This window comes from Novosphingobium marinum (genome assembly GCF_013408095.1).
Lineage (GTDB): Bacteria > Pseudomonadota > Alphaproteobacteria > Sphingomonadales > Sphingomonadaceae > Novosphingobium > Novosphingobium marinum.
On the sequence record NZ_JACBZF010000007.1, the window covers coordinates 74,264 to 89,559 of the forward strand.

Genomic DNA, 15,296 nt, shown 5'->3' on the forward strand with positions numbered 1-15,296 from the left:
GCCTCGCCCGATGGGCGCGAAGGGCTCGCCGGAAAGTCAGTCGCAAGATTTGTCGAGTGGCTGCCTTATTCACGCGAGGGTTGCGACGGTTCCAACCCCGCTGCACGCCCTTTTCGGGCGCGCATGCCTGTTTTTCGAAAGTATTTCATGACCAAGTTTTCCGAGCTCGGCCTGTCCGAGCCCGTTCTTCGCGCGCTCGGCTCGAAGGGCTATTCCGATCCCACTCCCATCCAGCTCCAGGCGATCCCCGCGCTGTTGCAGGGGCGCGACCTTCTGGGCATCGCGCAGACCGGCACCGGCAAGACCGCCGCGTTCAGCCTGCCTTCGCTGCATCGCCTTGCCGCCGATCCCAAGGCGCGGTCCAACGCCGCCTGTCGCATGCTGGTGCTTTCGCCCACGCGCGAACTCGCGGCGCAGATCGCCGACAACATGCGCGGCTATGCCAAGTACCTCTCGCTGTCGGTGCAGTGCATCTTCGGCGGCGTGCCGGCGGGCAAGCATGCCCGTGCGCTGGCCAAGGGCTGCGACATCCTCGTCGCGACGCCGGGCCGGCTGCTCGACCTGATCGACCAGCGCGCGCTGACGCTGCGCAACGTCGAGATCTTCGTGCTCGACGAGGCCGACCAGATGATGGACCTCGGCTTCATCCGCCCGCTCAAGCGGATCGCGGCGCTGCTGCCCGAAAAGCGTCAGAGCCTGTTCTTCTCGGCAACGATGCCAAAGGCGATCGAGGACCTCGGCAAGCAGTTCATCCGCAACCCGGTCAAGGTCGAGGTGACGCCGCAGGCCGCGACGGCCGAGCGCGTCGACCAGTACGCGACGTTCATCGACCAGCGCGAGAAGCAGGCCCTCCTGACCATCCGCCTGCGCGACGGACTGCGCGACAAGTCGATCGACCGCGCGCTCGTCTTCACCCGGACGAAGCACGGTGCCGACCGCGTCGTGCGGCACCTCGCCCGCGCCAATGTGCGCGCGGTCGCGATTCACGGCAACAAGAGCCAGGCGCAGCGCACCGCCGCGCTCAAGGGTTTCCGCGACGGTTCGACCCCGGTCCTCGTCGCCACCGACATCGCGGCGCGCGGCATCGACGTCGCTGGCGTGAGCCACGTGTTCAATTTCGAGCTTCCCAACGTGCCCGAACAGTACGTCCACCGCATCGGCCGCACCGCGCGCGCCGGCGCGAGCGGCGAGGCCTACAGCTTCGTCGCGCCCGACGAACGGACCTACCTGCGCGACATCGAGCGCCTGACCGGCATCAAGCTCGCCAAGGTCGGGCTGCCCGAGGGCTTCGTGGAAGAGGCGGCCAAGCTTCCGGCGGCTCAGAAGCAGGAGCGCGAAGCGCCCGCATCGCGCGAACGCCGCGACGATCGCGGCGAGCGCCGTGGCGGAGATCGCCGGGGCGAGGGCCAGGCGCGACGCGGCCGCAACCGCAAGGGTCCGCCCAAGCGCGTCGACGGCTCGCATCTGTTCGCGCCTTCGGGTAGCGGCGGTGCGAACGCCGGGGAACGCAAGCGCGACGGCGAAAAGCCGCGTGGCGGCAAGGACGGCCAGCGTCGCCGCAGGAACCCGGCAAACCGCCGCGACCAGCGCGTCCAGACCGTCTAGGACCGGAAGTGGCCGGACAGGCGTCCGGCCCTTTTCCCGTCAAATAAGTTCGTCCATCGCGTGGAGCGCGATGGCATGATTGAGGATGATGTCCTTGCGCGTGTTCTGCGCGTGGTCGTCGGACTTGCGGTATTCCTCGATCGAGGCATTCAGCTTCGCCTCGTCGAAGATGCCGTGGCGCGCGATCTGCTCGCTGTTCAGCCACTTTCCTATCAGCTTGTCGATCTCTGCGGCCTTTGCCTTGTCGGTGTGGGCGGGCGGCGCCATGAAGGCGAACTTCTCGCGCTTGTAGAGCACTTCGGGAAGGACATGCTTCATCGCCTCGCGAACGACCCACTTCTCGATGCCGTCGCGCACGCGCACGTGCGGCGGAATGCGCAGCGCCAGTTCGGCGACGTGGTGATCGAGGAAGGCGGGACGGCTCTCGAGGCTGTTCGCCATGTCGACGCGGTCGCCGCCCCAGTTGAGGATCTGGCCTTCGAGCATCGTCTTGATCCACGAATACTGCACCTTGTCGAGCACGTGCCGTCCGTCGAGCATCGACTTGTCGAGGCTGTAGGCGATCGCCGCGACCGGATCGTAATCGCCAAGCTTCTCCTTGAACTCGTCCGAAAGCAGCGGCTTCACCCGTTCGAGCACCAGCATCCAGGGCTGGATCCAGCTCGGCGTGAAGCCCATCACCTCCTCGAACGCGGGATGGCTGATCTGGCGCTCGGCCAGGACCGATCCCGAGAAGATCGCGTTGCGCTTCTTCATGTCCTCGCCCGCCGCGGATTCCGCGTAGGCGGGATCGTGGAGGAAGTAGTCGGCCTTAAACTGCGCATAGCCGCCGAACAACTCGTCGGAACCTTCGCCCGTGATGACCACCTTGTAGCCGTTCTCGGTGACGTGCTTCGACATCAGCATCTTGGCCACGCCGAGCGTGTTGTAGAATGTCCGCTCCGAGTAATAGACCGCATCCTCGAAGTTCTTGCCGTAGAGGTCGGTCGCCTTGATCCGCAGGATGTCCTGGTCGGCGCCCGCCTTTTCCGCCATCTCGGTGGCGATCGAGGCCTCGTCGTAGCGGTCGTCGTCGAAGCTGATGGTGAAGGCCTTGACCGGCGATTGCTGGATCGCCGCCGCCATGCCCAGGATCGAGCAGGAATCGATGCCGCCCGACAGGTAGCAGGCAACGGGCACGTCGGCCTCGAGGCGGAAGGCGATCGATTCGACCAGCGCCTCGCGCACGCGCTCGATGTGCTCTTCGTCGGGCAGGTCGTCGTGCTCGCCGTCGAGCGGGAATTCGGCGTCCCAGTAGCGCTTTTCCTCGACCTCGAAGTCGTCGCCCTTGCGCGTCACGATCAGCATGTGGCCGGGCCGGATCGCGTGGATGTCCTTCCACAGGGTCATGCCGGGCACCATGACCTGCATCATCTGGTGAAGCTGCGCCCTGGGGCACATCTCGCGCGGCAGGTCGGGGTGCGCGAGCATCGCCTTTATCTCGGAGCCCCAGAAGAAGCCTGCCCCCGACTTGTGGTAGAACAGCGGGCGGATGCCGAAACGGTCGCGCACCATGATGAGCTGCTGCTTTTCGGGATCGAAGATCGTGAAGGCGAACTCGCCGCGCAGGTGCTTCACGAAATCGAGGCCGTGCTTGCGGTAGAGCTTCAGCGCGATCTCGCTGTCTGACCTGGTGGTGAAGTCGAACCCGCCGGTGCGCAGCAGGCCGCGCAGGCGCTTGTAGTCGTAGAACTCGCCGTTGGCGGTCAGGACTAGGCCCCCGGTGCCGTCGCTCTCGACGCCATGGATCGGCTGATCGCCGGAATTCAGGCCGATGATCGACAGCCGGGTGTGGATCATCGCGAGCTTCTCGTCCGCGTCGAAATGGAAGCCGCGACCGTCGGGCCCGCGATGATAGAGCGCATCGGCCATTTTCATCGCGTGCGCTTCGGTCTGTTCGGAATAGCGGGTGGGGCTCCACAGCCCGGCGATGCCACACATCGTTCGTCGGTCCTTCCGGTGTCTTGTCTTCGGCCCGGCAACGCGGACCGCAGGGATATCAGGCCAGGTATTCGGCAGGTACGAGGTCGCGAAGACGCCCGAAGACGGCAAGCAGCAGCGCCTGCCTTATCCAGACGGCGCCGTCGGCCTGGTTGAAGTAGAGATTGTGTTCGGTCTCATCGAGATCAACCGAAAGTTCCTCGCCGCGCGCCAGCGGATGGAGGATGACGGTGTCGTCCTTCAGCTTGCTTTCGGCATTGAGCGAGAACGCATCGCCGAAGAACCGGTACCCGTCGCCTAGGAACGCGATCGCGTTCATGTAGATCACGTCGAGGTATTCGAGGCTTTGCTGCAGGTTCTGCGAGAAATCGATGCTGATCGGGCTCGACTTGACGAGTTCGCGGATATCGTCGCCCAGCGGGTCCGCCATCTCGGAAAAGATGGTGATGTGATTGATGTTCTTGTGGAAGAGCAGGGCGAGCATGAGGAAGCTCTTTACCGTACGCATGTTGCCCGGCGTGCCGATGATGCCGATGTTGAGGCGGAATTTCTCGTCCAGCTCTCCGAAGGCGATTTCGGGCCGCCACTTGAGCAGCGCATACCAGTCGGCCAGCGCCTGCGTCGGGTGTTCGTCCGACCCGTTGCCGCCGTTTATCAGCGGGATGCGAAGGTACTCGCAAAGTTCCTGGATCGCCGACTGCTCGGTGTGGCGCACCGCGACGATGTCGGCGTAGGAGTTGAACATCTGCCCGATGTCGCGCAGCGATTCCCCCTTGGCGACGCCGGTGGTCTTGGCATCGGCGACGCTGATCGTCTTTCCGCCCAGGTGGAGCATCGCACTTTCGAACGAAAGCCGGGTGCGCGTCGAGGGTTCGAAGAACGCGGCGGCCATAATGCGGTCGTTGAGCGCATGGCCGACAGGGAAGCGCTTGAGCTGCATGAGCGCGGCGAGCTTGACCAGCTCGCACATCATCTCCTTGTCGAACAGCGCGGCGGTCAGCACCGACTGGTTGTGCAGCTTGTCGAGCACGTCGAGCTGCAGGCCCGGCGATGCATCGAGCACGCCTTGCGGATCGGGGCAGTTGCCGACCTTGCCTGCCTTGCGGGCGGGATCGGCTTCGTGGGAAACCTGGGAGGCTGGCTGGGTCACCAGATATCTCCTTTCGTCATGTCTCGAATGAGCAGCGCGGCAAGGGCCAGCGCGGCCAGCGCGCACCAGATGAGCGCGCCGTAGATTATGAAGCTGAGGAAACCGGCGGAAAAGATCATGTTGCGTCTCCCAGCCGGGCCCAGTCGTAGCGCGATTTCGAAAACCAGGCGCAGGCGAGCACCCACGCCATCGAAACCGCCGTCGCGATCAGGGTAGCAACGTACCAGCCGATCGCGAAATAGCACACGAGGCCGATCCCCGCGCCAAGCAGCATCCCGCCGACGGCTCCGGTCGTGTTCGCCGAGCGCCAGTAGAGGCCGGTCACGATCGGCCAGATCATCGAACCGACGAGCGGGCCGGCGAAGAACAGCACCGTCGCCAGCGTGCCGACACGCGGCACGCAGACCGCCCAGGTGAAGATGCCGAGCGCCAGCGTCACCCACTGCGCGACCTGCTTGAGGCGTTCGGGCGCGGCATCGTTGTGGAACAGGCGGCGATAGACATCCTCGGTGAGGAGGTCGGATGTCGCCGCGAGCAGGCTGTCGATGCTCGAGGCGAGCGAGCAGAACACGATGATGAAGATCGCGATCGCGCCCGCCATTCCGAGGACGTCTGCGACGACCAGCGGCCCGACCATGTCGGCGGCGGGAACCGGCACGTCCAGCGCGCCCGAGGCAAGCGCGATGAAGCCGGCGGCGACCGGGATCGGGAACCAGATCAGCCCGCCGTAGGCAAAGGCCTTGCCGCCAAGTCCCTTGCGGAATGCGAAGGCGCGGCTCCACCAGACGTTATTGTGGAAGACCTCGCCGAGGCCGAAGAGGAGGTTGTTGAATATCGCCATGATTGCCGCAGGGAACAGAACGTCGAGAAGCGCGGGTCGTTCCTCTACTAGGTTGGCGTGTATCTGCTCGACGGGCACGTGGCTGAGTACCGAAAAGCCGACGATCACGATCCCGACGATGATGATCAGGCTCTGGATGAAATCGGTCCCGATCACCGCCGCAAGCCCGCCGCGCATGGTGTAGATGACGCACACCGCAAGGATCACTGTCATGCCCCAGACGTAGGGGATGCCCGAAAGCGCGTTGAGCAGGATGCCGCCTGCCATCGCCATGCTGACCAGCCACGTAAGCGAGTAGAACAGCGTGAAGACGAGGAATATTCCCCACGCGACGCGGCCGTACCGCAGGCGGAAGAAGTCGCCGCTGGTGTATCCCTCGGGCATTAGGCGGCGGATGCGGCCCGCCATCGGCGCGAACAGGAACAGCCCGAAGCTGGCGGTCGCGTAGGCGAGCATGCCCCACACGCCCAGCTGCAGCGCGAACTGCGGCGCGAGCATCGTGGTGTTCGAGGTTATCCAGGTCGCCGCCGCCGTTGCCGAACCGAGCGCCAGGCCGACGTTGCGGCCGGCCAGCGCATGGTCCTCGAAATTGCGGTTGCGCCGGCCCCAGTAGATGCCGAGGCCGACCCACAGCACGCTGAACAGCGCGAGCAGGATCCAGCCCAGCGAGGGCGGCAGGATGGCGGCGCTCTCACTCATCGGCTGCGCCGCGGGCAATCACGGCCACGATGGAGAGGAAGACGACCGCGCCCAGCGCGACGAGCCACAGCGCCCGTTCCAGCGACTGGTGTGCAACGCTGAGGCGAAGCGGTTCGGACAGGTTGCCGTCCTCCGAGCGCAGCCGCACGAAATAGTCGCCATCGGCAAGTCCGGAGACGAACGTCGCGTGGTTCATGCCGGCGTAGAGCACTTCCGGCTGCCCGAATCCGGCGTCGCGCGCCATTTCGAGCGTGACCGGTCCGTCGGCTTCCCATTCGATCATGAAGTACCCGGAATCGCTCGTCATGGGGCCATCGGCGGTGAACGCGGGCGCGGCCGTGGCGGCGGGTGCGAGGACGAGCAGCAGCAGGAGCAATACGGCCCGGACAGGGGAGGGCAGGCACCGGCGAGACGAGAAAGCGGCGTTCGGTGGCGAGGCGCCGTGACGGCCTCGCGGAATCTGGGCTTCGCCTGTCCGGATCGTGCGTTTCCTTCGACCGCCCGCGAATGTGCGGGGGTTTCCCTGCTGCAAGAACGCGCGGCCTACCAAATCGGGGCACGATTGCAAGGCGAGCGGCCCCTTTCGCGCCCCTGTCACTGATCACGGTTGCCTTGCCGGTGGCGGGGCAATAAGCGGCGAGGGAAGGGGAGAACACGCACGTGCTCAGTACGATAGGGCTCATCGGCGCGTTGGCGCTGCTCATCTGGATGACCGTGAAGGGGGTGAACATCCTCATCGCCGGACCGGTTGCCGCAGCAGTGGTCGCTGCAACCAGCGGCATCGCATGGCTCCCGCCGCTCGCCGGAGCCGAAGCGCCCGATTACGCAACGTCGTACATGGCCGGTTTCACCGGCTTCTTCGCCGACTGGTTCCTGATGTTCCTGCTCGGTGCGATCTTCGGCGAGGTGATGGGCGCAAGCGGCGCGGCGGCGAGCGTGGCGCAGTGGATCATCGACAAGATCGGCATCCGGCACGCCGTACTGGCGGTGGTCGCGGCCTGCGCGGTGCTGACATATGGCGGCGTCTCGGTCTTCATCGTCGCGTTTTCGGTCTATTCGCTGGCGGTGCACCTGTTCCGGCAGGCGAACCTGCCGCGCCGTTTCATCCCGGCGGCGCTGTGCTTCGGGTCGGTCACCTTCACGATGACGAGCGCGGGCTCGCCCGAAATCCAGAACCTCATCCCCATGCAGTACCTCGGCACGACGGCCTATGCGGGCTGGCAGGTCAGCCTGGTCGTGGCTGTGCTGATGGCGGGCGTCGGATACGTGCTGCTCCAGCGCATGGTGAAGCGCGCGGTGGCGAACGGAGAGCATTTCGAGGCCCGCCCCGGCGATGACGTGGTCGACGAGAACCGCGTCCTGCCGCACCCGCTGCTCTGCCTGCTGCCGCTTGCCGCCGTGCTCGGCGTGTTCATGATCTTCCAGTACCCGCAGGCGCTTGGTCCCTTCTCCTCGATCATGCCCGAGGAGTCGCTCGGCAAGTGGGCGCTGGTCGTCGCGCTCGGTGCGGGCACGGCGATTGCCGTCCTCGTCGGGCGCAAGTCGAAGGGAGCGATGCCCGCCGCGTTCTCGCGCGGCGCGACCGGCGCGGTCGTGGCGATCACCAACACCTGCGCGGTTGTCGGCTTCGGCGCGGTCGCGGCGCTTTCGCCCGCCTTCCAGCAGGCGCTCGAGATGGTGAAGGACCTGCCGGGGGACCCGCTCCTCGGCGCGGCCATCGCGGTGACGGTGATCGCCGGGCTGACCGGTTCGGCGTCGGGCGGGCAGACCATCGCCCTGCCGCTGATCGCGCCCGCCTACCTTGGCGCGGGAGCAGAGCCGGGCGAGCTTCATCGCACCGTCGCCATCGCCAGCGGCGCGCTCGATAGCCTGCCGCACAACGGCTATATCGTCACCACGATCCGCGCGATCTGCGGCGAGACCCACCAGGACGCCTATGGCCCGGTCGGGGTGCTGACCGTGCTGGTACCGCTGGCAGGGCTGGCGCTGGCGCTGGCGCTGTTCATCCTGTTCTGACCCAGACGAAGGCAAACCGGGCGTTAACCCGAAAGTCCTAAGGCATTCCGGCACAATTGCGGGCGCTTCGCCGCGCCCCGGACGGATACATCAAGGACAGGGTTCGCGATGACGGACGCCGTATTCACGCAAGCGGGCCTCGCCGAATTCGGGCGGGTCTATCCCGGGGAGGCCGCGCGGCTCTCTCACCGGCTGCTCGACCACCCCCTGCTGACGCTTTCCGCACTCGAGGAACTTGCCGCAGCGCTTCCCGGGGACAGCGTCGAGTACAATCCGGGCGACCTGCCCGTCGGCATCGCGCCCGAGGATGTGCCCGCCCCGTCGCTCGGCATTGCCGAGACGATCCGCACCATCGCCGACAACGGGTCGTGGATGGTGCTGAAGCGGATCGAGCAGCATCCGCCCTACGCCGAACTGCTCCATGCCCTGCTGGACGAAGTGAAGCCGATCGTCGAGCCGCGCACCGGAGCGATGCTCCAGACCGAGGGGTTCGTCTTCGTCACCTCGCCAGGATCGGTGACGCCGTTCCACTTCGATCCCGAACACAACATCCTGCTGCAGGTGCGGGGCGAGAAGACGATGACCGTGTTTCCCGGCGACGAGACGCTGCTGCGGCCCGAGGTGCACGAGGCCTTCCATCTGGGCAAGCATCACCGCAATATCCCCTGGCGCGACGATTTCCGCCACTTGGGGCGAGAGATCTCGATCGCGCCTGGAGAGGCGATCCACGTTCCGGTCAAGGCACCGCACTTCGTGCGCAACGGCGATGCGGTATCGATCTCGCTTTCGGTCACCTGGCGCTCGGACTGGAGCTTTGCCGAGGCCGACGCGCGGGCCTTCAACCACATGCTGCGGCAGATGGGCCTTTCGCCGCGAAGCCCGGCGGCGTTCCCGTCGCACAACCGGACAAAGTCGCTGGCCTTCCGCGCGATCCGCAAGGCGCGCGCGACGCTCGGGCTCGAAGGTCGGGCCGCATGACCAGGGTCTACATCACCATCGACACCGAATATTCAGCGGGCATGGCGAAGCGGCTGGGGCCGGGTTGCCGTGCCGAGAACTTCAGGCGCTCCATTGCGTGCGAGACGCCATCGGGGAGCGTCGGCGTTCCCTACCAGATGGACGTGTTCGACGATCACGGCCTCAAGGCCGTGTTCTTCGTCGATCCGATGCCTGCGCTGATCTGGGGCGTCGAAGCGATTTCGGACGTCGTCGCCCCCATCGTCGAGCGCGGCCACGACGTGCAATTGCACCTCCACACCGAATGGCTCGAACTTGCAGGGGACTCCAATCCGCTGGGGAACAGGACCGGCCTGAACCTGCGAGATTTTTCGTTCGACGAGCAGTGCGGCCTGATCGAATGGGCACGCGATACTCTCGTCGCTGCCGGAGCGCCTGCGCCGACCGCCTTTCGCGCCGGCAATTACGGTGCAGACGACGATACGCTGCTGGCGCTGGGCGAGCTCGGCCTGACACACGACACCAGTCACTGTCCCGGCATCGCGGGATCGCATTGCGCCATTTCGCTCGGCCCCGAGGATCGCGAGCCTGTCGAACATCGCGGCGTGGTCGAAGTGCCCGTCGGCTGCATAGCAGGTTTCGGAGACCGGCTGCGCCACGCGCAGGTGACCGCGCTCAGTGCCGCCGAAACCCTCGCGGCCATAGGACATGCGCGCGACTGCGGAGCGGGTTCGTTCACTCTTGTATCGCACAGCTTCGAACTGCTCAGTCGTGACCGTGCGCAGGTGAACCAGGTGGTGCGCCGCCGGTTCGCGAAGCTGTGCGCGGGACTTGCCGCCATGCCGGGTGTGCGAACGGCAACCTATGCCGACGATGCCCCGCGACCGGCGCCGGGCAGGGCGACGACGCATTTGCTGCCCTGCAGCCCCTTGCGCACGGGTATGCGCTATGCCGAGCAGGCGGTCTCCAACGCGCTCTACGGGGCCGGGTGATGTTTGCCGCGATAGACAGGCGCTTCGGAACCTGGCGCGGGGCAGTGCGGCTCGGCCTTGCCTACGGAGAAGTCGCGGGCGGCATCGCGTGCGATTTGCGGCCCGAGCCTGAGGCAGTGCGCCGCCTCGTATTCGTATGCCACGGCAACATATGCCGCAGCGCCTATGCCGAGGCGCTGGCGCGGCGGGCGGGGATGGAGACCGCATCGTTCGGTCTTTCGACCACCACCGGCAGGCCCGCCTGGCCGGGAACCGCAGAGGTTGCCGCGCGGCGCGGGCTCTCGCTCGACGGGCATGCGGCCACCGACATGCGCGACTTCCGGGCGAGGCCGGGCGACTACCTGCTGGCGATGGAGACGCGCCACTTGCGCAGGCTTTCCGCCCTGTCGGGCCTGGCGCACCTGCCGCGCGGCCTGCTCGGTGCCTATGCGGGGGTGCCGCACCTGCACGATCCCTTCGGCCTCGACCCGGCCTACATGGAGACCTGCCTCACGCGGATCGAGGAAGCCGTCCGCGCGTTGTGCCGGGCTTTTCCGAACGCCGCCGCAGCCGCTTCCTGACGATGCCGATAAGGTCGCCGAAGAACGGCCCCGGATCGCGCAGCGACCAGACGTAGTATCGCATCCGCGGGTCGAGGAAGTCCGCAACAAAGCGCAAGCCGAACGCAAGGCGGCGCAGGACCGGAAGCTTGCCGTCGCGCAACACGGCGAGAAGGTGCTTCGCGTCGGGAATGACGTAGCGGGCACGGCGCTGCCTGATCTGGTGGGGCGCTGCGTCCTTGCCCTCGACACCGCAGCGCCATGCCTCCCACGCAAAATGCGCGCCGCAGTGGTAGGCAAGCGGCATGCTGCCCCAGAAGCGACCGTTGATCTCCATCAGCCAGTATCGTCCCGTCGCCGGATCGAAGCGGTACTCGACCATCGCCGGGCCTTCCCAGCCGATGCGGCGCAACAGGCGCTCCGACCGCTCCATCTGCGCGGCATGCTCGGCAAGCGGCACCGCTTCGCACAGCGCCGAGACGCCGCCGCTCGGCGGCCATTCGCGCAAGCGGCGATGCTGGAAGACAAGCGTCGCGCGGCCATCGTGCATGTTGAGCATCTGGCCGAGGCCGTGGCCTGCAACCCATGTCTGGACGAGCGGCCATACGCCTAGCGGCGCATAGCGGTCGAGGATGTCGAGCAACGATGGCGCGTCCGCCGCGTACTCGACCTTTTCGAGCGCGATGCCGCCTGCGGCCAGTTGCCGGGATACAGCATTGGGATCGGGCCACTTGATCGCCACCGGATAGTCGAGCGACCGGGCGATCGCGGCGAAATCCTCTCCGGCGGCGGGATGCCAGCCGCGCGGAACGTCGATGCCCGCCTCTGCGGCAAGCGCGAACGTGCGTCGCTTGTCGAGCACGAGGTTGAGCTTCTCGGGATCGGGGCAGAGCGCGCGCGCGCCGCCGAGCCGGGCCTTCAGGCGCGCGAGCTCAATCAGGTGATGCTCGGAAATTGCCATGACGGCGCCGATCCGGTGCGCTGCTACGTACGCGGGCAACCAGTCGGCCAATGGGCCGGGGATCGTTCGGAACCGTGAGGCATGGCGCGACCAGCGACCGAGCGCGTCCTCGCCCTTGCCGAAGGCATGGACCGCGATGCCGCGTTCGCCCAGCTCGCGCATCACCGTCAGCCCGATGGGGCTGTCCGTGCCGATCACGACGATGGGATCGAGGCTGGTCTCGGACATGCGATTTCCGTGCAGGCGAACGTTTCGCCTCCTGCCTAGCGCGGAAACCTTCATGCCGCCCTAATGGCAGCCGGGAACTGTCAGAAGCGGCGCTTTTTCGACGCCTCGATTGCTTCCTGCAGGAGAAGCACTGCAGCGCGGGCAGTCATGTCGCGGCCTTCGGAATAGGCGGCGATGCGGAAATGGAATTCGCGGTGCAGCCGGTGCCCGGCCCTGTCGAGCGAGGCGATGTGGACGTGCAGGTTGCCCTCACCGAAGGGGGCGGGGCCGGGGGCGCTTGCGATGGCCAGCGCGATGTCCGCGCTCGAGTTGCGCAGGACCTTGCGCGCCATCGCCATCGCGACGACGTCGCTGGCCTCGCCAGCCAGCGCGATCTCAGCGGGCGAGAGCCCGGTGATGTCGCCGAGCGATTGCGGACTGAAGGCGACGAACGCCCTGTCGAACACGCTTCTCGATGCAGCGGAACCCGTCAGCAGCGAGGCAATCTGGCCGCCGGTGCAGCATTCTGCGGTCGCGACCCGCAAGTGCGACTGTGCTGCAATTGCAAGAGCGCGCTCGGCAATCGTTTCGATACTGGCGGGGGACGTCTTTTCAACAACTTGAGGAGCAATCGAACGCTGCATGATTTGATTTTTGCTCCCGGGTTCTCAGACGGTTGTGCAACGCAACCCGAAGCGCGAAGGTTCCCCGAAACTTGGCAAAATCCAGATCGTTCTCGAATCAAATTTCGGGAACGTTCGCGCGCAGTTCGTCGAGCCACACGTCGGCAACCGCATCCGAAGGCGCGCGCCAGTCACCGCGCGGGCTGAGCGCGCCGCCGGAACTGACCTTGGGGCCGTTGGGAATGGCCGAGCGCTTGAACTGGCTGAACGCGAAGAAGCGCCAGCAGAAGCTCTCCAGCCACTTGCGGATTTCCGCCAGCGCGTAGGCGTTCCTGTTCGCCTCTGGGAATTCGGCGGGCCAGCTTCCCTCCCCGACGTCGCGCCAGGCATGCCATGCCAGGAAGGCGACTTTCGAGGGTCGCTGGCCGAAGCGCATGATGTGGTGCAGGAAGAAGTCGTTGAGCTCGTAGGGGCCGATCTTGTCCTCGGTGCTCTGGATCTCGCCGTCCTCTCCGACAGGGACCAGTTCGGGCGAAATCTCGGTGCCGAGTATCGATAGCAGCACCGTGTCGGTCGCCTCGTCGAACTGCGCGGTCGTCGTGGTCCAGCGGATGAGGTACTGGATCAGCGTCTTGGGTACGCCCGCGTTGACCGCGTAGTGGCTCATCTGGTCGCCGACGCCGTAGGTGCACCAGCCCAGCGCCAGTTCGGACAAATCGCCGGTTCCGATCACGAACCCCCGATGCTGCCCCGCCAGCCGGAACAGGTAATCGGTGCGCAGGCCGGCCTGCACGTTCTCGAAAGTCGTATCGTAGACAGGCTCGCCATCGGCGAAGGCGTGGCCGATATCCTCGAGCATCCGGGTCGCTGCGGGGCGGATGTCGATTTCCCCGGCGGTGATGCCGAGGGCCTTCATCAGCTTCCACGCGTTCGACTTCGTGCCTTCGGACGTGCCGAAACCGGGCATCGTGTAGCCGCGAATGTGCGTGCGCGGCAGGCCGAGACGGTCGCAGGCCTTGGCCGCGACGATCAGCGCATGGGTCGAATCGAGACCGCCCGAAACTCCGATCACCATCGAATCGCCGCGCGTCGCCTCGTACCGGCGCATCAGCCCCTCGACCTGGATGTTGAACGCCTCGAAGCAGTCCTCGTCGAGCTTGTGGGGGCGGTTCGGCACGAACGGGAAGCGGCGGATCGGGCGGACAAGGCCGATGTCGCCGCTCGCAGGCGCATGGTCGAAGGCGACGGTGCGGAAGCTGTCCTCGGGCCGGCCGTTCGCCTCGGCGGCATCGTTGAAGGTCTGCAGCCGGGTGCGGTCGTTCGAGATGCGCTCGCAGTCGATGTCGGCAAGGCACAGTTCGGGTTCGAGGCTGAAGCGTTCGGACTCGCAGAGCAGGTCGCCCAGCTCGTAGATCATGCCCTGTCCGTCCCAGGCAAGGTCGGTCGTGCTCTCGCCATGGCCCGCCGCCGAATAGACGTAGGCTGCCGCCGCGCGCGAGGATTGCGAGCGGCAGAGCATGTGGCGCTCGTCTGACTTGCCGATGGTTATGTTTGAGGCGGAGAGGTTGCACAGGATCGTCGCCCCGGCGAGCGCGCCCATCGTCGAGGGCGGCACGGCGGCCCAGAAGTCCTCGCAGATCTCGACGAAGAAGCGGAAACCGGGCAGCCGTTCCGACGCGAAGACGAGGTCGCAGCCGAAAGGCGCTTCATGGCCCGCGACCTTTGTCGACAGCCCGCGAATGTTCCGGCCGTGGGCAAACCAGCGCTTTTCGTAGAACTCGCGGTAATTGGGCAGGTAGCTCTTCGGCACGACGCCCAGCAGCCGCCCGTTCGCGATGACGAGCGCGCAGTTGTAGAGCCGGTCCCGGTGCGCGACGGGAGCGCCGACCAGCAGCACCGGCGACAAGCCGGCGCTGGCCTCGACGATTTCCGCGACGGCCCGCTCGCAAGCCTCGATCATCGCGGCCTGCATGTGCAGGTCGTCGATGGCATACGAGGACAGGCACAGTTCCGGATAGACAAGCAGGTCGACGTCGCGCTCGTGCGCGCGGCGCGCTTCCTTCAGGATCGCATCGCGGTTGAAGGCGACGTCGGCGGTGCGCACGTGCGGCGTACTCGCCGCGACCCGCACGAAGCCGTGCCGGTGCATGTCGTAAAAGGGGTGCGCAGAGCCTGCGGTCATTCCCCGACGGCTCCCGCCATCATGTCGAGGGCAACCTCGAGCGCTGCCTTGCGCACACCTTCGCGCCCGATCGATCCGAAATGTTCTTCGCGATGCGTCATCGCGCCACCCTTGCGGCAACACGCGAAATGAACAAGCCCTTCTTCGTCGCCTTCGTCTCCCGGTCCGGCAAAGCCGGTGATCGAAAGCGCGACCTCGGCGCCCGAACGGCGCAGCGCGCCTTCGGCCATGTCGATGGCGATCTCGCGGCTGACCGCGCCGCATCCCTCGACCTTGTCGCGATCGATGTCGAGGAGGTCGCACTTGGCGCTTTTCGAGTAAGCGACGAAGCCGCGCTCGAACACGTGGCTCAGGCCCGGCACATCGGTCAGCAGAGCGGCGAGGAGTCCGCCGGTGCAGCTTTCGGCGGTCGCCAGCATCATTCCTTTCCCGTCGGCGCTCTCGAGCACGAGATGCGCCTTTCTCACGATGCTTTCGGGTATTGCTCCGTCGAGCGTTTCCGCCACTGCCCCTGGCCCTTTCGATGCTTTTGATCGTGCAGGGG

Annotated in this window: 14 protein-coding genes; 5 read left to right on the forward strand and 9 right to left on the reverse strand. The window is 66.2% G+C overall.

Annotated elements, in window-relative coordinates; genetic code table 11:
* Positions 1-147 precede the first annotated feature (147 nt).
* Complete coding sequence (locus FHS75_RS15545) at positions 148-1,605, forward strand: DEAD/DEAH box helicase (protein WP_179408594.1); 1,458 nt, start codon at positions 148-150, stop codon at positions 1,603-1,605.
* A gap of 39 nt (positions 1,606-1,644) precedes the next feature.
* Here FHS75_RS15545 and asnB read toward each other — a convergent pair whose 3' ends face one another.
* Genes asnB through FHS75_RS15565 form a run of 5 tightly spaced genes read right to left on the reverse strand, consistent with a single transcriptional unit; the run spans position 1,645 to position 6,651 of the window.
* Positions 1,645-3,585 (reverse strand): asparagine synthase (glutamine-hydrolyzing), encoded by a 1,941-nt coding sequence (asnB, locus tag FHS75_RS15550; RefSeq protein ID WP_179408595.1) that lies wholly within the window; start codon positions 3,583-3,585, stop codon positions 1,645-1,647.
* Between the two features lie 58 nt (positions 3,586-3,643).
* Positions 3,644-4,735 carry an aspartate/ornithine carbamoyltransferase family protein gene (locus tag FHS75_RS15555; protein ID WP_179408596.1) on the reverse strand — a complete coding sequence of 364 codons (1,092 nt, stop codon included), beginning with the start codon at positions 4,733-4,735 and terminating at the stop codon, positions 3,644-3,646.
* Complete coding sequence (locus FHS75_RS18140) at positions 4,732-4,854, reverse strand: hypothetical protein (protein ID WP_268234552.1); 123 nt, start codon at positions 4,852-4,854, stop codon at positions 4,732-4,734. Before FHS75_RS18140 ends, FHS75_RS15555 begins: the two co-directional genes overlap by 4 nt.
* On the reverse strand, positions 4,851-6,275 hold the full coding sequence (locus tag FHS75_RS15560; protein WP_179408597.1) for a sodium:solute symporter family protein: 1,425 nt from the start codon (positions 6,273-6,275) through the stop codon (positions 4,851-4,853). Before FHS75_RS15560 ends, FHS75_RS18140 begins: the two co-directional genes overlap by 4 nt.
* Positions 6,268-6,651: a hypothetical protein gene (locus tag FHS75_RS15565; RefSeq protein ID WP_179408598.1), complete on the reverse strand. Its 384-nt coding sequence runs from the start codon at positions 6,649-6,651 to the stop codon at positions 6,268-6,270. Before FHS75_RS15565 ends, FHS75_RS15560 begins: the two co-directional genes overlap by 8 nt.
* Before the next feature lie 284 nt (positions 6,652-6,935).
* On the opposite strand from FHS75_RS15565, the gene FHS75_RS15570 reads away from it, so the two are divergent.
* The 4 genes from FHS75_RS15570 (at position 6,936) to FHS75_RS15585 (ending at position 10,800) form a co-directional block, all read left to right on the forward strand.
* Positions 6,936-8,291, forward strand: coding sequence for a GntP family permease (locus FHS75_RS15570; protein ID WP_179408599.1), 1,356 nt, complete (start codon positions 6,936-6,938; stop codon positions 8,289-8,291).
* 108 nt (positions 8,292-8,399) lie between these two features.
* Positions 8,400-9,269 (forward strand): cupin-like domain-containing protein, encoded by an 870-nt coding sequence (locus tag FHS75_RS15575; protein ID WP_179408600.1) that lies wholly within the window; start codon positions 8,400-8,402, stop codon positions 9,267-9,269.
* Positions 9,266-10,240: a polysaccharide deacetylase family protein gene (locus FHS75_RS15580; protein WP_179408601.1), complete on the forward strand. Its 975-nt coding sequence runs from the start codon at positions 9,266-9,268 to the stop codon at positions 10,238-10,240. The genes FHS75_RS15575 and FHS75_RS15580 overlap by 4 nt, the downstream gene beginning before the upstream one ends.
* Positions 10,240-10,800, forward strand: a complete 561-nt coding sequence (locus FHS75_RS15585) for an arsenate reductase/protein-tyrosine-phosphatase family protein (protein WP_179408602.1) — start codon at positions 10,240-10,242, stop codon at positions 10,798-10,800. Before FHS75_RS15580 ends, FHS75_RS15585 begins: the two co-directional genes overlap by 1 nt.
* Here the strand turns inward: FHS75_RS15585 and FHS75_RS15590 are convergent.
* The 4 genes from FHS75_RS15590 to FHS75_RS15605 form a co-directional block, all read right to left on the reverse strand.
* The gene (locus FHS75_RS15590; protein ID WP_179408603.1) at positions 10,730-11,968 is read right to left on the reverse strand and encodes a carboxylate--amine ligase; all 1,239 of its coding nucleotides are present in this window, start codon (positions 11,966-11,968) and stop codon (positions 10,730-10,732) included. The genes FHS75_RS15585 and FHS75_RS15590 overlap by 71 nt on opposite strands.
* Before the next feature lie 80 nt (positions 11,969-12,048).
* Complete coding sequence (locus FHS75_RS15595; protein WP_179408604.1) at positions 12,049-12,591, reverse strand: CinA family protein; 543 nt, start codon at positions 12,589-12,591, stop codon at positions 12,049-12,051.
* A 97-nt stretch (positions 12,592-12,688) separates the two neighbouring features.
* Entirely contained in the window at positions 12,689-14,752 is a 2,064-nt protein-coding gene (locus FHS75_RS15600) for an NAD(+) synthase (protein ID WP_179408605.1), read from the reverse strand.
* Positions 14,749-15,258, reverse strand: coding sequence for a CinA family protein (locus FHS75_RS15605; protein ID WP_179408606.1), 510 nt, complete (start codon positions 15,256-15,258; stop codon positions 14,749-14,751). Before FHS75_RS15605 ends, FHS75_RS15600 begins: the two co-directional genes overlap by 4 nt.
* Positions 15,259-15,296: the final 38 nt, after the last annotated feature.